Raw genomic sequence first — 19,142 nt, 5'->3', positions numbered from 1 at the left:
TTCGTCCGAAGGTCAAAAGAGTCAATGTCAATCCCGAGTTTTTGCGTCTCATCCGGCTTTGTCGGTTGAGGCGCCGCCGGGGCGGCGTGGAATACCAGCTTCGATTCCCGTTGCCTCTTATTGCTGATCAGACCGCATTGGCTGGAGTGCGGAATAAGGCCTTGAACGGCCTTTGACTACAGGTATTAACATGAGCGAAAGCTTTGCAGAACTTTTTGAAGAAAGCCTGAAATCCCTCGATATGCAGCCCGGTGCGATCATCACCGGTATCGTGGTCGACATCGACGGTGACTGGGTTACCGTTCACGCCGGCCTGAAATCCGAGGGCGTCATCCCGGTCGAGCAGTTCTACAACGAACAGGGCGAGCTGACCATCAAGGTGGGTGACGAGGTCCACGTAGCGCTTGACGCGGTGGAAGATGGCTTCGGTGAAACCAAGCTGTCCCGCGAAAAAGCCAAGCGTGCCGAATCCTGGCTGGTTCTGGAAGCTGCCTTCAACGCCGAAGAAGTGGTCAAGGGCGTTATCAACGGCAAGGTCAAGGGCGGTTTCACCGTCGACGTCAGCGGCATCCGCGCGTTCCTGCCGGGCTCCCTGGTGGATGTGCGCCCTGTGCGCGACACCACTCACCTGGAAGGCAAGGAACTCGAGTTCAAGGTCATCAAGCTGGATCAGAAGCGCAACAACGTTGTCGTTTCCCGTCGCAGCGTCCTGGAAGCCGAGAACAGCGCCGAGCGCGAAGCTCTGCTGGAATCCCTGCAGGAAGGCCAGCAAGTCAAGGGTATCGTCAAGAACCTCACCGACTACGGTGCGTTCGTTGACCTGGGCGGCGTGGATGGTCTGCTGCACATCACCGATATGGCCTGGAAGCGCATCAAGCACCCGTCCGAGATCGTCAACGTTGGCGACGAGATCGACGTGAAGGTCCTGAAGTTCGACCGCGAGCGCAATCGCGTATCCCTCGGTCTGAAGCAGCTGGGCGAAGATCCTTGGGTGGCCATCAAGGCTCGTTACCCGGAAGGCACCCGTGTGGTTGCCCGCGTCACCAACCTCACCGACTACGGCTGCTTCGCCGAGCTGGAAGAGGGTGTGGAAGGCCTGGTGCACGTGTCCGAAATGGACTGGACCAACAAGAACATCCATCCGTCCAAAGTCGTCCAGGTTGGCGACGAAGTGGAAGTTCAGGTTCTGGACATCGACGAAGAGCGTCGTCGTATCTCCCTGGGTATCAAGCAGTGCAAATCCAACCCGTGGGAAGATTTCTCCAGCCGCTTCAACAAGGGCGACAAGATCTCCGGCACCATCAAGTCCATCACTGATTTCGGTATCTTCATCGGTCTGGAAGGTGGTATCGACGGTCTGGTTCACCTGTCCGACATCTCCTGGAACGAAGTTGGCGAGGAAGCCGTACGTCGCTTCAAGAAGGGCGACGAGCTGGAAACCGTCATCCTCTCCGTTGATCCGGAGCGTGAGCGCATCTCCCTGGGCATCAAGCAACTGGAAGACGATCCGTTCTCCAGCTACGCCTCCATGCACGAGAAGGGCAGTATCGTTCGCGGTTTCGTGAAGGAAGTTGACGCCAAGGGCGCTGTAATCAGCCTCGGCGGCGAGATCGAAGGCGTTCTGAAGGCTTCCGAAATCAGCCGTGACCGCGTTGAAGACGCGCGCAATGTGCTCAAGGAAGGCGACGAAGTCGAAGCCAAGATCATCAGCATCGACCGTAAGAGCCGTGTAATCAGCCTCTCCGTCAAGTCCAAGGACGTTGACGATGAGAAGGACGCCATGAAGGAACTGCGCAAGCAGGAAGTCGAGTCCACGGGCCCGACCACCATTGGTGACCTGATCCGTGCTCAGATGGAGAACCAGGGCTAATCACCCTGCACCATCAGCAAGAAGGGCGGCCTAGGCCGCCCTTTTTGTTGCCTGCGTTTTACCTTCCGGCCTTTGGACTGTTCAAAGGTGGCTCGGCGTGCTAAAAACTCATTGAGCTGATCTAGCCGCTTGAATTAGAAGGGAAAACCATGACCAAGTCGGAGTTGATCGAACGAATTGTTACCCATCAGGGCCAGCTATCGTCCAAGGACGTAGAGCTGGCTATCAAGACCATGCTCGAGCAGATGTCTCAGGCCTTGGCCACGGGGGACCGTATCGAGATTCGTGGCTTTGGCAGTTTTTCTCTTCACTTTCGTGCACCCAGGGTTGGGCGGAACCCCAAGACTGGTGAGTCGGTAAGGCTGGACGGGAAGTTCGTTCCACACTTTAAACCGGGGAAGGAGTTGAGAGATAGAGTGAACGAGCCTTGAATATTTGGCTTGAGTTTTTTAATCGCCTTACCGTCTGTTTCTGCCTATCTGGCGCGCGTAATTACTTGTGCTAATCATGAAAGCGCTAATCTTTTGGTTGTTTCAGTTGTATAGCATTTTTGTTTAGATTTTGCAGTTGGTTTTATTGTCTCTTTGGGTGGTATTTCAGGCTTCTATGTTGGGGCGGAAAATCCAATAAGTTGGGTTTGCTGGGGCTGGTTTTTATTTGGTTGATTGCTGTTGAGTTGTAAGACTTTTAATTTTTATTGAAGTGATGTGTATTCTTTAGTGGTTCTGGTGGTCAAAAATATGAGTGGCGAGTGATTTTTGACCTGCTGTGGTTGGAGTGTTGGTCGTGATTGAAGTGATCGGGGGTTAAGTTGCGAAAGCTTATTTTTAGGGTTATGGATTGTTGTTTGCTTGTTTGATGGCGGGTTACGGCAGTGGATGCGATGTTTTTAGTGTTGATGGGGTTTGAGGTGAGAAAGGGATGACCATTGATTTGCGTAAGTGGCTATTGAGTTTGCCGAGACGATATAAAAGGCTGATTCAGGTCCAGGCGGATATCGCTCTTGTTTTGTTGGCCTTGTGGTTGGCTTTTTTGGTTCGCCTCGGTGTTGAAGCGCCGCTAGCCCCGGTCTTTTCCCACGCTTGGCTCTTTGCTGTCGCGCCTGTAGTTGCGGTGCCTATTTTTGTTCGCTTTGGTATGTATAGAGCGGTTATGCGTTATTTTGGCAATGATGCATTGATCGCTATTTTCAAGGCGGTGACATTGTCTGCATTGCTGCTGGCGCTTGTCGTGTACTGGCATCGCGAGCCAATGGTAAACGTGCCTCGTTCAGTCGTTTTCAACTACTGGTGGTTAAGCTTGGTGCTGATCGGCGGTCTACGCCTTGCAATGCGTCAGTACTTCCTAGGCGACTGGTATGTTGCCAGTCATGCGATACCGTTCTCGATGAGGGATGACGGATTACCGCGAGTCGCTATCTATGGTGCTGGGGCTGCAGGGAACCAGTTGGTCGCTGCTCTGCGTATGGGGCGTGCGATGCGTCCGGTCGCATTCATTGATGATGACAGCAGTATCGCCACTCGCACTATCGCTGGTCTGCAGGTCTACAAGCCCAAGCATATTCAGCAGATGATTGATCAGACAGGGGCCCAGGAAGTTCTTTTGGCAATTCCTTCCGCATCCCGAGGGCGTCGGCGAGAAATCCTTTCCACCCTTGAGGGCTATCCGCTTCATGTGCGCAGCATTCCCGGGTTTATGGATCTGGCCAGTGGGCGAGTCAAGGTTGATGATATTCAAGAGGTAGATATCGCTGATCTACTAGGTCGAGATGCTGTGCCTCCTCGAAAGGAGTTGTTTGAACGCTGCATTCGCGACAAGGTTGTGATGGTAACTGGTGCGGGCGGTTCGATTGGGTCTGAGCTATGCAGGCAGATCTTGAGTTGTGGGCCGCGAACCTTGTTATTGTTCGAGCACAGTGAGTTCAATCTTTACAACATTCAGATAGAGTTGGAGCAGCGCGTAAGGAGAGAGTCGTATAACGTCCGGTTGGTGCCCATACTCGGCTCCGTTCGAAATGTAAGCAGGTTGCTTGATGTGATGCGTACTTGGAGCGTTGATACGGTGTATCACGCTGCCGCCTATAAGCATGTGCCAATTGTCGAGCACAATATCGCTGAGGGCGTACTGAATAACGTAATGGGGACGCTTTTCACGGCGCAGGCAGCTATGCAGGCGGGTGTGGAGAATTTTGTACTCATCTCCACGGATAAAGCTGTGCGTCCTACCAATGTGATGGGGAGCACCAAGCGCTTGTCCGAAATGGTCCTGCAAGCGTTGAGTTGCGAGTCCGCTCCGGTGCTCTTCGGCGAAAGCGAAGCTGTGCATCGTGTTAACAAGACCCGCTTCACCATGGTCCGCTTCGGCAACGTGCTGGGCTCCTCCGGCTCTGTCATCCCGTTGTTCCGCGAGCAGATCAAGCGTGGTGGGCCGGTCACGGTCACTCATCCCAACATTACCCGCTACTTCATGACTATTCCTGAGGCTGCGCAACTGGTTATCCAGGCTGGCTCGATGGGGCAGGGTGGCGATGTGTTCGTGCTGGATATGGGGCAGCCCGTGAAGATCGCCGAGCTGGCGGAGAAGATGGTTCATCTCTCTGGTCTGACTGTGCGCTCGGACAAGAACCTCAATGGCGATATCGCCATCGAGTTCACTGGGTTGCGTCCGGGTGAAAAGCTTTACGAGGAGCTGCTGATTGGCGACAACGTCAGTCCGACTGAGCACCCGATGATTATGAGGGCGAGTGAAGAGCATCTTCCTTGGGATGCGTTCAAGCGGGTGCTCGCGGAGCTATTTGCGGCGGTAGAGGCGGATGATTATGTCCGTGTGCGTCAACTCCTACGCGAGACGGTAAATGGATACACCCCTGAAGAGGAAATCGTGGACTGGATCCATCAGCAGCGTCGCATTGAGCCCACAAGCTCCAGGCACTAGTTTGAAGGGGCGGTCGAGGATGTACCGCCCCTTTTCCAGTGATGACAAGGAGTCTTCGTGATGCTTCGTAATCTGTTTTCCCCCCTGTTTTTCGTACTGTGCTCCCTCTGTTTGGGGGTCTCCCAGCCCGTTGTTGCCGCCAAGGCGGAGCCTGTAGCGCCTGCAGCTACGGCACCTGCATCAGATAGGCTGAATATCAACTCAGCCGATGCTGCAGCGTTTCAGCATGGGATGGTAGGTATCGGAGAGGCCAAGGCCAGGGCGATCGTCCAGTACCGTGAGGAGAATGGCCCGTTCTCATCGGTGGACGATCTGCTGGAGGTCAAGGGTATCGGGGTCAAGACCCTGGAGAAGAACCGCGATAGGCTGAGCATCGAGTGATGCGTTAGGAGCCCAATCAAGCCGACCTCGCGAGGTCGGCTTTTTCGTTGCGCTGAATCGTAGAGCGCGCTTCAGTGCGACCCCAAAGGGGGGGATGAAGTCCCGAATAACCTGGGTCGCAGTCTCTGGTGAGAGTCCAGTGCGCAAAGAAAAAGCCCCCGGCATGTGCCGAGGGCTTTCTGTTTGGCTCCGCGACCTGGACTCGAACCAGGGACCCAATGATTAACAGTCATTTGCTCTACCGACTGAGCTATCGCGGATCGGATGTCGCGTATCTTACTGATTAGAAAGGAGAAGTCAAGCATCTGCCTGAGCTTCTCCTTATCTTTTTTCAGAGCACCTGGGCGATGGCGCGGGTCACGCTTTCCAGGTTGCCGCTGTTCAGTGCGGCGACGCAGATACGGCCCGTGCTGACGGCGTAGATACCGAACTCGTTCTTCAGGCGTTCAACCTGCTCAGCGGTGAGGCCGGAGTAGGAGAACATGCCACGCTGGCGGGCTACGAAGCTGAAGTCGCGCTTGGCGCCCTGGGCAGCCAGTTGCTCGACCATGGCCAGGCGCATGGCGTGGATGCGCGTGCGCATTTCGCCCAGTTCGGCTTCCCACATGGCACGCAGTTCCGGGCTGTTGAGCACGCTGGCGACTACCGTTGCGCCGTGGGTCGGCGGGTTGGAGTAGTTGGTGCGGATCACGCGCTTGACCTGGGAGAGGACGCGGCCGGCTTCTTCCTTCGAACTGGTCACCACGGACAGGGCGCCTACGCGCTCGCCGTAGAGGGAGAAGGATTTGGAGAAAGAGCTGGAGACGAAGAACTGCAGGCCGGATTCTGCGAAGAGGCGGACAGCGAAGGCGTCTTCATCGATGCCGGCGCCGAATCCCTGGTAGGCAATATCGAGGAAGGGTACGTGCTCGCGCTCGCGCAGGACTTCCAGGACGGCTTTCCAGTCCTCGAGTTCAAGGTCCACGCCGGTGGGGTTGTGGCAGCACGCATGCAGGACGACGATGGAGCGGGCCGGCAGGGCCTTGAGGTCTTCCAGCAGGCCGGCACGGTTCACGCCATTGGTGGCGGCATCGTAGTAGCGGTAGTTCTGTACCGGGAAACCGGCGGACTCGAACAGGGCGCGGTGGTTCTCCCAGCTCGGGTCGCTGATGGCGACGACGGCATTCGGCAGCAGGCGCTTGAGGAAGTCGGCGCCGGTCTTCAGGGCACCGGTACCGCCGACGGCCTGGGTGGTCACAACGCGACCTTCGGCCAGCAGGGCGGAATCGGCACCGAACAGCAGTTTCTGTACGGCCTGGTCATAGGCGGCAATGCCTTCGATCGGCAGGTAGCCACGGGGTGCATGGGCTTCGATGCGGGCCTTTTCCGCTTCCGCTACAGCGCGCAGGAGCGGGATACGGCCTTGCTCGTTGTAGTAGACGCCCACGCCCAGGTTGACCTTGTTGGCACGGGTGTCGGCGTTGAACGCTTCGTTGAGACCCAGGATAGGATCACGCGGAGCCATTTCGACGGCAGAAAACAGACTCATGATGCGGCAGCTCGGAGAAGGAGGGTGAGGATGGGATGCAACCCCGAACGATGTGCGCTAGGGGTTGCGCAATCGGGCCGGTATTATAGCGGCCCAGGCGGCCTGCGGCGACAACGCGCGCAGGCTTTCCTCCAGGTATGACGCCCGCCCCGCCGAGGTGTCACATCCAAGACGTCGAGGTCAGCATGTCGGAGTTCCAGCTCGTCACCCGCTTCAAGCCCGCCGGCGACCAGCCGGAGGCCATTCGCCAGATGGTGGAGGGGCTGGAGGCGGGTCTTTCGCACCAGACGCTGCTGGGAGTGACCGGCTCCGGCAAGACGTTCAGTATTGCCAATGTCATCGCCCAGGTGCAGCGTCCGACCTTGGTCCTGGCTCCCAACAAGACACTTGCCGCACAGCTTTACGGTGAGTTCCGGGCCTTCTTTCCGAACAATGCGGTCGAGTATTTCGTTTCCTACTACGACTACTACCAGCCGGAAGCCTACGTTCCGTCCTCCGATACCTATATCGAGAAGGACGCGTCTATCAATGACCACATCGAGCAGATGCGCCTGTCCGCGACCAAGGCGCTGATGGAGCGGTCCGACGCCATCATCGTCGCCACGGTCTCCTCGATCTACGGCCTTGGTGATCCGGCGTCCTACCTGAAAATGGTGCTGCACATCGACCGGGGCGACCGCCTGGACCAGCGGACGCTGTTGCGCCGTCTGGCGGAACTGCAATACACCCGCAACGACATGGACTTCGCGCGCGCCACCTTCCGGGTCCGCGGAGACGTGATCGATATCTTTCCGGCGGAATCCGACCTGGAGGCGATCCGCGTCGAACTGTTCGATGATGAAGTGGAAAGCCTTGCTGCATTCGATCCCCTGACGGGAGAGGTCATTCGCAAGCTGCCGCGCTTCACCTTCTATCCCAAGAGCCACTACGTGACCCCCCGCGAGGTGCTGCTGGAGGCGGTCGACCAGATCAAGGAAGAGCTCAAGGAACGCCTGGAGCAACTGCGAGCCGCCAACAAACTGGTAGAGGCCCAGCGCCTGGAGCAACGTACCCGCTTCGACCTGGAGATGATCCTCGAACTGGGTTATTGCAATGGCATCGAGAACTATTCCCGCTACCTCTCCGGCCGTGCGTCTGGTGAGGCGCCGCCGACGCTCTACGATTATCTGCCAGCCAACTCGCTGCTGGTGATCGACGAATCCCATGTCACCGTTCCCCAGGTTGGCGCGATGTTCAAGGGTGACCGCTCACGCAAGGAAACCCTGGTGGAGTACGGCTTCCGTCTGCCTTCGGCGCTGGACAACCGTCCTTTGCGTTTTGACGAGTGGGAGGCAATCAGTCCCCAGACCATCTTCGTCTCGGCCACGCCCGGTCCCTACGAGGGCGAACACGCTGGCCGGGTGGTCGAGCAGGTGGTGCGTCCCACCGGGCTGGTGGACCCGGAAGTGGAAGTGCGTCCAGCGACTACCCAGGTGGACGACCTGCTTTCGGAGATTCGCAAGCGCGTTGCCGTCGAGGAACGGGTGCTGGTGACGACGCTCACCAAGCGCATGGCGGAGGACCTCACCGACTACCTGGCCGACCACGATGTGAAGGTGCGCTACCTGCACTCGGACATCGACACGGTGGAGCGGGTGGAAATCATTCGGGACCTGCGCACCGGCGCCTTCGATGTCCTGGTTGGGATCAACCTGCTGCGCGAAGGCCTTGATATGCCCGAGGTTTCCCTGGTGGCCATCCTCGACGCCGATAAGGAGGGTTTCCTGCGTTCCGAGCGGTCCCTGATCCAGACCATCGGTCGTGCCGCGCGCAACTTGAATGGCAAGGCGATCCTCTACGCGGACAACATGACCGGCTCGATGCAGCGTGCGATCGGCGAGACCGAGCGTCGCCGCGCCAAGCAGGTGGCCTTCAACGAAGCCCATGGAATTGTGCCGAAAGGCGTCAAGAAGGACATTCAGGATATTCTCGAGGGGGCCACGGTGCCGGGCTCCCGGAGCAACAAGCGCAAGGCGATGGCCAAGGTGGCTGAAGAAAGCGCTCGCTACGAGGCGGAGCTCAAGTCGCCGAACGAGATCACCAAGCGTATCCGTCAGATGGAAGAGAAGATGTTCCAGCTGGCCCGCGATCTCGAGTTCGAGGCGGCTGCGCAGATGCGCGACGAGATCCAGAAGTTGCGCGAGCGACTGCTCAAGGTGTGACGGCAGCCCTTTTGCGCGAAGGTTTCAGCGCCGGCCGCGTCGCGCTCCTTCATCCCGGCGTTGGGTTCAGTGGGCGGCGGCAGTGTTGCCGGCAGTGCCGACGGGCAGGGCACGGGTGAGCAGTACGGCGAGCATGCTGACGCCCAAGGCGATGCCGATGAAATGGAACGCGTCGTTGTAGGCCATGATGCTGGCCTGCTGGTGGGCGATCTCGCTGAGCTTGGCGAGGGCCGCCTGTTCGCTACCCAGCTTCTCGGTGAGCAATGCCAGGCGTTCAGCTACCTGGGGATTGCCGGGCACCAGGGATTCACGCAGGTAGTCGAAATACACCTTGGCTCTCGCATCCAGCAGGGTGGCCAGTAAGGCGATACCGATGGCCCCGCCCAGGTTGCGCAGGATGTTGAACAGGCTTGAAGCCGATCCGGCGTCCTGAGGCTGGATGTAGGCGGTGGCGATCAATGACACCGTCACCATTACCAGCGGCTGGCCGAGGGCGCGAATGATCTGGATCTGGTTGAACTGCGGGCCGGCAAAATCGGGGTTGAGCACCCCCGACGCGAAGCTGGCGTAGCCGAACAGGCCAAAGCCCAGGGCGCAGAGGAGCTTGGGTGGGACCACCTTCATCAGCTTGGGTACCAGCGGAATGAGAAACAGCTGGGGAACGCCCATCCACATGATCACCTCGCCGATCTGCAGTGCGTTGTAACCCTGGATCTGGGCCAGGTACAGCGGCAGCACATAGATCGAGCCGTAGAGGCCCATCCCCAGGCCCACGCTGGAAATGCTGGAAAGGCCGAAGTTGCGGTTCTTCAGGATGCCCAGGTTGATCAGCGGGTTTGGGCGCGAAACCTGGAGGATGACGAACAGGATCAGGCTCACCAGCGCCACGCTGCCCAGACCGACGATCAGCTGCGACTCCAGCCAGTCCTTTCGATGGCCTTCCTCCAGGAACACCTGCAGGCAGCCGAGGCCCAGGCCCAGGGTCACTATGCCGGCGTAGTCGGTGCGCTTCAGCAGCTCCCAGTGAGGGGGTTTTTTCTCCAGGCCGTACATCAGGCCGGCGATCATCAGCAGGCCGGGGGGCACGTTGATATAGAAGATGTACTCCCAGCCGAAGTTCTCCGTCAGCCAGCCACCCAGGGTCGGGCCGATGGAGGGGGCGAAAGTGGCAGTGATGGCGAACAGGGCCATGCCCTTGGCGCGATGATGTTCGGGCAGCTTGATCAGTGTCAGGGTGAAGGCCAGCGGGATAAGCGCGCCCCCGGTGAAGCCCTGCATGGCCCGGAACAGGATCATGCTCTCAAGGCTCCAGGCCAGGGAGCAGAGCAGGGAGGAGAGCAGGAAACCAATGGACACCCAGACGGCCAGGCGACGTGCGGACAGCAACTGCACCAGCCAGGCGGTGAGGGGGATCATGATGATCTCCGCCACGAGATAGGAGGTGGAGATCCAGGAGCCTTCCTCCAGGGTGGCGGAAAGCGCGCCCTGGATATCCTTCAGGGAGGAGTTGGTGATCTGGATGTCCAGCACTGCCATGAAGGCGCCCAGCATGGCGCTCATCACCGCGATCCAGTCTCTTCGGGACGGTTCCCCGCTGGGTCGGAGGAGGTCGTCAGCCGCCATGGCTCTCCGCCTTGAGGTGCACCTTGACGAGGACGGACATGCCTGGGCGGATGCGGCCGGCGAGTGGGTTGTCGGCGGAGAACGTCAGCTTCACCGGGATGCGTTGCACGACCTTGGTGAAGTTGCCGGTGGCGTTGTCCGGCGGCAGCAGGCTGAACTGGGCTCCTGAAGCGGCGAACAGGCTATCGATGCGGCCCTGGATCGGGGTGTCGGGAAAACTGTCGAACACCAACTCCGCGGCCTGGCCGGGTTCCATGTGTTCGATCTGGGTTTCCTTGAAGTTGGCCTGGACCCAGATGTCGGCGTCGGGAACCAGCGACAGCAGGTGTGCGCCCACCTGGACATACTGGCCATTCCGGGCGGCGCGCTGCCCCACCCGGCCATCCACCGGTGAGCGTACTTCGGTGCGGCCAAGGTTGATCTCGGCCTGGGCCACGTCGGCCCGGGCGTTGGCGATCAGGGCATCCAGCCGCTTGATCTCGGCATTCAGCGCATCCACCTGTTGGCGCTGGGCCTTCAGGTCGGCTTGGGCCTTGGCGACCTGGGAGCGGGCCACGCGGGAGTCGGCGGACAGGGTGGTGACGCGTTCCTCTGAAACGTACCCCGGTTTGCGCAGTGTCTGCGCGCGGGACAGGTCGATCTGCGCGCGGCCCAGGGTGGCCTGGCTGGCGGCGACTTCCGCCTGGCTGGCGGCGATCAGGCTGGATTGCTGAGTGAGCTTGCTGCGCGCCTGGGACAGTTCCGCCTCGCGAGTCGCCAACTGGGCGCGAGCACGTTCCAGGGCCAGTTTGAAGTCATCGGCCTCCAGTCGCACCAGTAGATCGCCCTTCTTGACGTGCTGGTTGTCGCTGACCAGCACTTCGTCGATGCGTGCGCCCAGTTGGCTGGAGATGCGGGTGATTTCGCCCTGGACGTAGGCGTTGTCTGTGGCCTCGACGAAGCGCCCGATGAGCAACCAGTGAGTGAAGAGGCCGGCAGCCACCAGGGCGACGAGGGCCGTGAAGATGAAGAGGCGGCGTTGCACTTTTACAGGCATGGCTTGGTGGGCTCGAATTTTTTGCAGAATGTTGCGAGCCTATCAGTGTTCCCTGTTCCCAAGTAGTCGCTAGAATTCGGAAACTTTGTTGCTGATGGGGAACAATAATGGGGCTGGATGATGCGCTGATCTTCACCCGGGTGGTGGAGTGCCACAGCTTTACCCAGGCGGCTCAGAGCCTGGGTATGCAGAAGTCCACCGTGAGCCGGCGCATCGCCCTGCTGGAGGAGCGCCTGGGCGTGCGTCTCCTCAATCGCACCACCCGCAAGTTGCGCCTGACCGAAGTGGGCCAGGCCTATTACGAGCGCTGCCGGCAGATCATGCTGGACTTCGCCGAGGCGGAGCAGGCGGTGATGCAGTTGCAGCAGGAGCCTTCAGGGCTGCTGCGGGTGACGGCGCCCATCGAGTTCAGCCAGCTGTTCCTCGGGCGGGTCCTGGGTAGTTTCATGAGTCAGTACCCGCAGATCACCGCTGAAGTGGAGATCACCTCGCGTAACGTGGATCCGTTGGAGGAGGGGGTCGACATCGCCATCCTGGTGGGCCAGCCACAGGATTCCACCCTGATCGCTCGCAAGCTCTTCGAAAACGGTCGCAGGCTCTGTGCCAGCCCGGCTTACCTGGCGGCCCATGGCACCCCGCGGGCGGTGGCTGACCTGGTACGCCACCGGGCGGTGCTGCTACCCCAGGACTCCCCGAGGCACTGGCCGATCCTGGGTGAGAGCGTGCCCTGTCAGTGGGTGCTGCAATGCAACAACATCACTTTCGCCCGCGAGGCGGTGATCGGTGGCGCCGGCATCGCCTCGCTGCCGCTGATGATCACCGAGGATGCCGTCCACTCCGGCGAGCTGGTGGAGCTATTGCCACAAGCGCGATTACCGGTCGGGGAAATCTATGCCGTCTACCCGTCACGACGATTCCAGGCGATGAAGGTCAAGGCTTTCCTGGACTTCCTGATGCGCAGCCTGCCGCTGCAGGACGGCCATCTGCTGGAGCCGGGCGCGGCCACCCTGATAAGATCGCGCCTTTGATCGACCTAGAGTTTCGAGACCACCATGACCACCGTCCGTACCCGTATCGCGCCGTCGCCCACCGGTGACCCGCACGTGGGCACCGCCTACATCGCCCTGTTCAACCTGTGTTTCGCGCGCCAGCACGGCGGTCAGTTCATCCTGCGCATCGAAGATACCGATCAGTTGCGCTCGACCCGTGAGTCCGAACAGCAGATATTCGACGCCCTGCGCTGGCTCGGTATCGAGTGGGACGAAGGCCCGGACGTCGGAGGCCCCCATGGCCCCTATCGCCAGAGCGAACGTGGCGAGATCTACAAGCAGTATTCTCGTGAGCTGGTGGACAAGGGCCATGCCTTCCCCTGCTTCTGCACCGCCGAGCGCCTCGACAAGCTGCGCGCCGAGCAGACCGAGCGCAAGGAAACCCCGCGCTACGACGGTCACTGCATGCACCTCGACCGGGAAGAGGCCGAGAAGCGTATCGCCGCTGGCGAGCCGCACGTGGTGCGCATGAAGGTGCCGAGCGAAGGCGTCTGCGTGGTGCCCGATATGCTCCGTGGCGATGTCGAGATCCCGTGGGATCGCATGGACATGCAGGTCCTGATGAAGACCGACGGTTTGCCCACCTACTTCCTTGCCAACGTGGTGGATGACCACCTGATGGGCATCACCCACGTCCTGCGCGGAGAGGAGTGGCTGCCGTCGGCGCCGAAGCTGATCAAGTTGTACGAGTACTTCGGCTGGGAGCAGCCCAAGCTCTGCTACATGCCGCTGCTGCGCAACCCCGACAAGAGCAAGCTCTCCAAGCGCAAGAATCCCACGTCCATCACCTTCTACGAGCGCATGGGCTTTCTCCCGGAAGCGATGCTCAATTACCTGGGGCGCATGGGCTGGTCCATGCCGGACGAGCGGGAGAAGTTCTCCCTGGCGGAGATGATCGAACACTTCGACCTGTCCCGTGTTTCCCTGGGTGGCCCCATCTTCGACCTGGAGAAGCTGTCCTGGCTGAACGGCCAGTGGATCCGCGAACTGCCGGTGGAGCGCTTCGCCTCCGAGGTGCAGAAATGGGCGCTTAATCCTGAGTACCTGATGCGAATCGCCCCCCACGTGCAGGGACGGGTGGAAACCTTCAGCCAGATCGCCCCGCTGGCCGGCTTCTTCTTCTCCGGCGGCGTGCCGCTGGACGCGAAGCTGTTCGAGCACAAGAAGCTCAGCCCGGATCAGGTCCGCCAGGTCATGCAGCTGGTGCTCTGGAAGCTCGAGTCGCTGCGCCAGTGGGAGAAGGAGCGCATCACCGGGTGCATCCAGGCGGTCGCCGAGCACCTGGGGCTCAAGCTGCGTGACGTCATGCCGCTGATGTTCCCGGCCATCACCGGCCATGCCAGTTCGGTCTCGGTGCTGGATGCCATGGAAATCCTTGGGGCGGACCTCAGTCGTTTCCGCCTGCGCCAGGCTATCGAGTTGCTCGGTGGCGTGTCGAAGAAGGAAACCAAGGAGTGGGAGAAGCTCCTCGGCGCCATCGCCTGATGTCGCCGGCCCGCGCCGCATTCCGGCTGCGCGGGCATGTGGCGGGTAAGTGATTGTTCTTCCAGATAAAAAACTTCGAACCGCAGAAAAAATTGTGTTGACAGCGGGGTGGGGCGCCCCTAATATGCGCCCCGTCCTCGCGACGGGGCTATAGCTCAGCTGGGAGAGCGCTTGCATGGCATGCAAGAGGTCGACGGTTCGATCCCGTCTAGCTCCACCACTCCTTCAAGAGTGGGTCGCGTCAAGGTTTGAAGGTTTCGTCCCCTTCGTCTAGTGGCCTAGGACACCGCCCTTTCACGGCGGTAACAGGGGTTCGAGTCCCCTAGGGGACGCCATATTCCAGCCGCATCGGTTTCTCGGTGCAGCCGAAAGCAGTTTCGGGGCTATAGCTCAGCTGGGAGAGCGCTTGCATGGCATGCAAGAGGTCGACGGTTCGATCCCGTCTAGCTCCACCAAATACGATGCCTCGTGCATCAACCAGGGCCAGCCATGTGCTGGCCCTGCTGTTCGAAGGTTCTGTCCCCTTCGTCTAGTGGCCTAGGACACCGCCCTTTCACGGCGGTAACAGGGGTTCGAGTCCCCTAGGGGACGCCATATTCCAGCCGCATCGGTTTCTCGGTGCAGCCGAAAGCAGTTTCGGGGCTATAGCTCAGCTGGGAGAGCGCTTGCATGGCATGCAAGAGGTCGACGGTTCGATCCCGTCTAGCTCCACCAATCAAGGTGCGCCACGCACCGAGCGGATACGCCGGCGGCGATCAGCTCACAGAAGGTCTTGTCCCCTTCGTCTAGTGGCCTAGGACACCGCCCTTTCACGGCGGTAACAGGGGTTCGAGTCCCCTAGGGGACGCCATATTCCAGCGCATCGGTTACTCGGTGCAGCCGAAAGCGGTTTCGGGGCTATAGCTCAGCTGGGAGAGCGCTTGCATGGCATGCAAGAGGTCGACGGTTCGATCCCGTCTAGCTCCACCAATCAAGGTGCGCCACGCACCGAGCGGGTACGCCAGCGGCGATCAGCTCACAGAAGGTCTTGTCCCCTTCGTCTAGTGGCCTAGGACACCGCCCTTTCACGGCGGTAACAGGGGTTCGAGTCCCCTAGGGGACGCCACATTCAAGTTTCCCGCCATGCGGGTTTTTCAAGGGTCATTCCTCTCTGGAATGGCCCTTTTGTTTTTCCATCTTCCAACCATCCCTTCGGCTGACGAGCGGACTCGAAAAAGTCTTGCGCTTTTGTATTATGCAAATAATATTATGCATGTAATTCAACTGGAGCCAGTCATGAGCGAGAAGAAGGTCCAGACCCGCGAGCGAATCCTGGAAGCTGCGGCGGCGGCGATGCTGCAGCGCGGTCCGCAAGAGCCGGGCCTGGCCGATGTCATGGCGGCGGCGGGTCTGACTGTGGGTGGCTTCTATGCCCACTTCGGCAGCAAGGATGCGCTGATGTTGGAAGTCTTCGAGCAGCTGCTGCGGCAGCGCAGGGACATGATGGCCCTGATCGATCCAGGTCTTCCCGGTCTCGAGCGGCGAGCCCTGGCGGCTGGATTCTACCTGTCACGAAAACATCGCGATGCGACCCGGTCTGGCTGTCCTCTGCCTGCATCCCTGGCGGCCATGCCGCAACTACCGCAGGTTTACCGCGACCTGCTGGCCGAGCATCTGGAAGTGCTGGGTGCTCTCATGTGCGAGCGCCCCGAGGAACTCGATCAGGCATTGGCCGACATCGCCCTGATGGTGGGTGGCCTGGCCCTTTCCCGTGCGCTGGGGAAAGGGGATCTGTCCGATCGTGTACTGCGCGCCGCCAAAGCAGCCGTTATCTGAGGAGTGGGACCATGAACAATCTGAGCCTGATTCGCGGCATCCACGCCACCTTGGGGCGCCTCGCGCCCTACACCGTGGCTCGTCGCATGCGTCGACAGTTCATGACGCCGCGCAACCTGCCTCCCCGTGAGTGGGAGCTCCCTCTGCTGGCAAGCGCCGAGCGCATCACCCTGCGTTTCGGGCTCTCCGCCCTGCGCTGGGGGAGTGGACCCACGGTGCTGCTGATGCATGGTTGGGAAGGGCGTCCAACCCAGTTCGCCCACCTGATCGAATCCCTGGTCAAGGCGGGTTATGGCGTGGTGGCGCTGGAGGGGCCGGCTCATGGCCGATCACCCGGGCATGAGGCCAGTGTGGTGCTGTTTGCCAGGGCCTTGCTGGAGGCGGCCGGGGAGCTGCCCCCCTTGGAGGCGGTCATTGGTCATTCCATGGGCGGCGCCAGTGCGCTGCTGGCCAGCCAGATGGGGTTGCGTGCCCGCGCCCTGGTAAGCATTTCGGCGCCTAGCCGGATTCTCGGGCCGCTTCGCAGTTTCGCGCGCTTCATGGGGCTGCCTCCCAAGGCACAGGCGCATTTCGTCAGGCTGGTGGAGCAGCATGCGGGCATTCCGGCCGCCCATCTCGACGTCAAGCGCTACCAGTTGGACATGCCGGGATTGGTGGTGCATGCCGTCGATGATCCGGTGGTGCCCCCAGACGAGGCGCGGGTGATTCACGAGGCCTGGTTCGACAGCCAGTTGCTTTGCCTGGATCGAGGCGGCCATCAGCGCCTGCTGGCCGACCCCGGGCTTATCGGGGCCGTTCTCGAATTGCTGTCCCAGGTCGGCGAGCCCCGTACCGCCATGGCGACTATCGCTCGCTGATGATCGGCTGTCCCGCCGAGGGGCTGGCAGGTGACTTGTCGACGGTGCTCTACTTCCAAGGTTGATTGGCTGCGCATGCGAATAGAGGCGGGCGTGGCCCGATGGCTTGGTAATGGGGAGAGCTGACATGAGCCTGACAATGGATGTGGTGCTGCAGCGGGCGCGACCGGTTCTGCCTGTGCTGGTGATCGAGGACACCGGTCTGGCGGTGGACCTTGCGGGGGCGCTTCAGGCGGGGGGCGTCGAGGTTCTCGAAGTGACCCTGCGAACGCCCCGTGCCCTGGAGGCGCTGTCGGCGATCCGCAAGGCCTTTCCGGCGTTGCTGGTCGGCGCCGGCACCCTGATTCACACAGAACAGTTCCTGGAGGCGCGTGACGCCGGCGCTCACTTCGCGGTGAGCCCGGGTTGTACCGAGCGCCTCGCCGCAGCGGCGGAGGATTCCGGGCTGCCTTACCTGCCCGGTGTGATGACCCCCTCGGAAGTGCTGCTGGCGCTGGAATACGGTTATCGCTCGCTGAAGCTGTTCCCGGCCAACGGCAACGGCAGCGTGAAAATGCTGAAAAGCCTCAAGGGCCCCTTCACCGGCATCCGGTTCTGCCCGACGGGCGGCGTGACGCCGGACAACCTGCTGAGTTTCCTGCGCCTGCCCAATGTGGCCTGCGTGGGGGGCACCTGGATCGCCCCGTCCAGCCTGATCCGGGCCCGCGCCTGGGACCAGATCACCCAACTGGCCAGCGAGGCCCGTGAGTTGGCCGCAAGCCTGGAGGTGCATCCATGAGCTGGGACCTGCCCGACCCCTTCGTCATCGACATCAGCGTCGCCGCCGAGGATATCGACGGCCTCGGCCATGCCAACAATGCCGTCTACGTCAGCTGGCTGGAGCGCTGCGCCTGGCGCCATTCCCAGAGTCTCGGGCTGGATCTGGTCGAGTACCGCCGCCTCGATCGCGCCATGGCGGTGCTGCGTCACGAGATCGACTACCTGGCGGCCGCCTACGAAGGGCAGGCGCTGCAGATGGCCACCTGGATCGTCGAGTCGGACCAGCGCCTGAAGATGGATCGCCGCTTCCAGTTGGTGCGTCCGGAGGATGGCGCCACGCTCTTGCGGGCGAAGACCACCTTCGTCTGCATCGAACTGTCCAGCGGCCGGCCCAAGCGGATGCCGGTGGAGTTCGTGGAAGGCTACGGCCGTGCGCTTCAGCCGCCGTTTCCGCTGGAGCTCTGAGCGTTACTCCGCGGCTGGCGCCAGGAACACCTCGTGCTCGTTCTGAACGACACGCAGGTGGTGAACCTCGCCGGATGCTCCCCGGGATACACGCCGTCCGTCATGCTGCGTAAACTACGCGCCTTTTTCCTGTGAGCCTGTCCCATGCAAATCGCCCTGGCCCCGATGGAAGGGCTGGTCGACGAAATCCTTCGCGACGTGCTGACCCGGGTGGGCGGCATCGACTGGTGCGTGACCGAATTCATCCGCGTCTGCGATCGGCTGCTGGCCGCCAGTACGTTCGAGAAGCTGGCGCCCGAGCTGGCCGATGGCGCGCGCACGCGCGCCGGAACCCCGATGCGGGTCCAGTTGCTGGGCTCCGATCCGGTGTGCCTGGCGGAGAACGCCGCCTTCGCCTGCGAGCTGGGGGCGCCGGTGATCGACCTCAACTTTGGCTGCCCGGCCAAGACGGTGAACAAGTCCCGAGGCGGCGCGGTGCTGCTCAAGGAGCCGGAGTTGCTCCATGCCATCCTCCGCGAGGTCCGTCGAGCGGTGCCGGCGAGCATTCCGGTGACGGCGAAGATGCGCCTCGGGTTCGACAGCCCCGACGGCGCCCTGGACTGCGCGCGGGCCCTGGCCGAAGGTGGCGCGCAGCAGATCGTGGTGCACGCCAGGACCAAGGCGGAAGGGTACAAGCCGCCGGCCCATTGGGAATGGGTCGCCCGGGTTCAGGATGTGGTCAAGGTCCCGGTGTTCGCCAACGGCGAGGTCTGGACGCTGGATGACTGGCATCGCTGCCGCCAGGTCAGTGGCGTGGAGGACATCATGCTCGGGCGCGGCCTGGTTTCCCGCCCGGACCTGGCCCGGCAGATCGCCGCCGCCCGCCGGGGGGAGACGGTCACGGAAATGACCTGGGATGAACTCCTGCCGCTGCTCCGGGACTTCTGGCTCCAGGCCCGTCGAAAGCTGGCGCCGCGCTATGCGCCCGGGCGGCTCAAGCAATGGCTCGGCATGCTCACGCGCAGCTACCCCGAGTCCGTGGCCTTGTTCGCGGAGATCCGTCGCGAGCAGGATTGCGCCCGTATCGACGCCTGGCTGGGCCTGTCCGAGCGCCAGCGGGATTTCGCCGAGGCGGTCTGATCGCGCCCCCTGAGTGATCG

The 19,142-nt window shown here is 61.2% G+C and carries 15 protein-coding genes and 9 tRNA genes; 20 read left to right on the top strand and 4 right to left on the bottom strand.

All coding sequences use genetic code 11. The annotated features are described in order from the left end of the window. The first annotated feature begins 190 nt into the window (after positions 1-190). The 4 genes from rpsA (at position 191) to KF707C_RS18120 (ending at position 5,185) form a co-directional block, all read left to right on the top strand. Positions 191-1,870, top strand: a complete 1,680-nt coding sequence (rpsA, locus tag KF707C_RS18135; RefSeq protein WP_003449112.1) for a 30S ribosomal protein S1 — start codon at positions 191-193, stop codon at positions 1,868-1,870. Between the two features lie 149 nt (positions 1,871-2,019). Then, entirely contained in the window at positions 2,020-2,301 is a 282-nt protein-coding gene (gene ihfB, locus KF707C_RS18130) for an integration host factor subunit beta (protein ID WP_036991518.1), read from the top strand. 490 nt (positions 2,302-2,791) lie between these two features. Further along, complete coding sequence (locus tag KF707C_RS18125; RefSeq protein WP_003449109.1) at positions 2,792-4,804, top strand: polysaccharide biosynthesis protein; 2,013 nt, start codon at positions 2,792-2,794, stop codon at positions 4,802-4,804. A 60-nt stretch (positions 4,805-4,864) separates the two neighbouring features. Then, a complete protein-coding gene (locus tag KF707C_RS18120) occupies positions 4,865-5,185 on the top strand; it encodes a ComEA family DNA-binding protein (protein WP_036991516.1) in 321 nt (106 codons plus the stop codon). A 184-nt stretch (positions 5,186-5,369) separates the two neighbouring features. On the opposite strand, the gene KF707C_RS18115 is transcribed toward KF707C_RS18120, so the two are convergent. Together KF707C_RS18115 and KF707C_RS18110 are read right to left on the bottom strand one after the other, a co-directional pair. Continuing rightward, a tRNA-Asn gene (locus tag KF707C_RS18115) sits at positions 5,370-5,445 on the bottom strand. Between the two features lie 71 nt (positions 5,446-5,516). After that, positions 5,517-6,713 (bottom strand): amino acid aminotransferase, encoded by a 1,197-nt coding sequence (locus KF707C_RS18110; protein ID WP_003449104.1) that lies wholly within the window; start codon positions 6,711-6,713, stop codon positions 5,517-5,519. Positions 6,714-6,898: 185 nt separating this feature from the next. On the opposite strand from KF707C_RS18110, the gene uvrB reads away from it, so the two are divergent. Beyond that, positions 6,899-8,914: an excinuclease ABC subunit UvrB gene (gene uvrB / locus KF707C_RS18105; protein ID WP_003449099.1), complete on the top strand. Its 2,016-nt coding sequence runs from the start codon at positions 6,899-6,901 to the stop codon at positions 8,912-8,914. A 66-nt stretch (positions 8,915-8,980) separates the two neighbouring features. Here uvrB and KF707C_RS18100 read toward each other — a convergent pair whose 3' ends face one another. Beyond that, positions 8,981-10,537 carry an MDR family MFS transporter gene (locus KF707C_RS18100; protein ID WP_036991514.1) on the bottom strand — a complete coding sequence of 519 codons (1,557 nt, stop codon included), beginning with the start codon at positions 10,535-10,537 and terminating at the stop codon, positions 8,981-8,983. After that, on the bottom strand, positions 10,527-11,573 hold the full coding sequence (locus KF707C_RS18095) for an HlyD family secretion protein (RefSeq protein WP_003449094.1): 1,047 nt from the start codon (positions 11,571-11,573) through the stop codon (positions 10,527-10,529). Before KF707C_RS18095 ends, KF707C_RS18100 begins: the two co-directional genes overlap by 11 nt. 107 nt (positions 11,574-11,680) lie before the next feature. On the opposite strand from KF707C_RS18095, the gene KF707C_RS18090 reads away from it, so the two are divergent. The 15 genes from KF707C_RS18090 to KF707C_RS18020 all read left to right on the top strand — a co-directional run bounded on the left by KF707C_RS18090 (position 11,681) and on the right by KF707C_RS18020 (position 19,122). Further along, the gene (locus KF707C_RS18090) at positions 11,681-12,601 is read left to right on the top strand and encodes a LysR family transcriptional regulator (RefSeq protein ID WP_003449093.1); all 921 of its coding nucleotides are present in this window, start codon (positions 11,681-11,683) and stop codon (positions 12,599-12,601) included. A 24-nt stretch (positions 12,602-12,625) separates the two neighbouring features. Then, positions 12,626-14,107 (top strand): glutamate--tRNA ligase, encoded by a 1,482-nt coding sequence (gltX, locus tag KF707C_RS18085; protein ID WP_003449092.1) that lies wholly within the window; start codon positions 12,626-12,628, stop codon positions 14,105-14,107. Between the two features lie 144 nt (positions 14,108-14,251). Beyond that, positions 14,252-14,327: transfer RNA gene (locus tag KF707C_RS18080), tRNA-Ala, on the top strand. A 39-nt stretch (positions 14,328-14,366) separates the two neighbouring features. Continuing rightward, positions 14,367-14,442, top strand: a tRNA-Glu gene (locus tag KF707C_RS18075). Positions 14,443-14,486: 44 nt separating this feature from the next. Next, positions 14,487-14,562 (top strand) — tRNA-Ala (locus KF707C_RS18070). Positions 14,563-14,625: 63 nt separating this feature from the next. Beyond that, positions 14,626-14,701, top strand: a tRNA-Glu gene (locus KF707C_RS18065). A 44-nt stretch (positions 14,702-14,745) separates the two neighbouring features. Further along, a tRNA-Ala gene (locus KF707C_RS18060) sits at positions 14,746-14,821 on the top strand. Between the two features lie 60 nt (positions 14,822-14,881). Then, positions 14,882-14,957, top strand: a tRNA-Glu gene (locus KF707C_RS18055). Positions 14,958-15,000: 43 nt separating this feature from the next. After that, positions 15,001-15,076, top strand: a tRNA-Ala gene (locus tag KF707C_RS18050). Positions 15,077-15,136: 60 nt separating this feature from the next. Then, positions 15,137-15,212: transfer RNA gene (locus KF707C_RS18045), tRNA-Glu, on the top strand. 170 nt (positions 15,213-15,382) lie between these two features. After that, a complete protein-coding gene (locus KF707C_RS18040) occupies positions 15,383-15,922 on the top strand; it encodes a TetR/AcrR family transcriptional regulator (RefSeq protein ID WP_003448588.1) in 540 nt (179 codons plus the stop codon). Between the two features lie 11 nt (positions 15,923-15,933). Beyond that, complete coding sequence (locus KF707C_RS18035; protein WP_003448586.1) at positions 15,934-16,779, top strand: alpha/beta hydrolase; 846 nt, start codon at positions 15,934-15,936, stop codon at positions 16,777-16,779. 127 nt (positions 16,780-16,906) lie between these two features. Continuing rightward, positions 16,907-17,557 (top strand): bifunctional 4-hydroxy-2-oxoglutarate aldolase/2-dehydro-3-deoxy-phosphogluconate aldolase, encoded by a 651-nt coding sequence (locus tag KF707C_RS18030; protein WP_003448582.1) that lies wholly within the window; start codon positions 16,907-16,909, stop codon positions 17,555-17,557. Then, positions 17,554-18,003: an acyl-CoA thioesterase gene (locus tag KF707C_RS18025; RefSeq protein WP_003448580.1), complete on the top strand. Its 450-nt coding sequence runs from the start codon at positions 17,554-17,556 to the stop codon at positions 18,001-18,003. Before KF707C_RS18030 ends, KF707C_RS18025 begins: the two co-directional genes overlap by 4 nt. Positions 18,004-18,147: 144 nt before the next feature. After that, complete coding sequence (locus tag KF707C_RS18020) at positions 18,148-19,122, top strand: tRNA dihydrouridine synthase (RefSeq protein ID WP_003448578.1); 975 nt, start codon at positions 18,148-18,150, stop codon at positions 19,120-19,122. Positions 19,123-19,142: the final 20 nt, after the last annotated feature.

Origin of the sequence: Pseudomonas furukawaii (genome assembly GCF_002355475.1) — a bacterium.
GTDB classification, from domain to species: domain Bacteria; phylum Pseudomonadota; class Gammaproteobacteria; order Pseudomonadales; family Pseudomonadaceae; genus Metapseudomonas; species Metapseudomonas furukawaii.
This window is presented reverse-complemented; position numbering and strand designations above follow the sequence as displayed.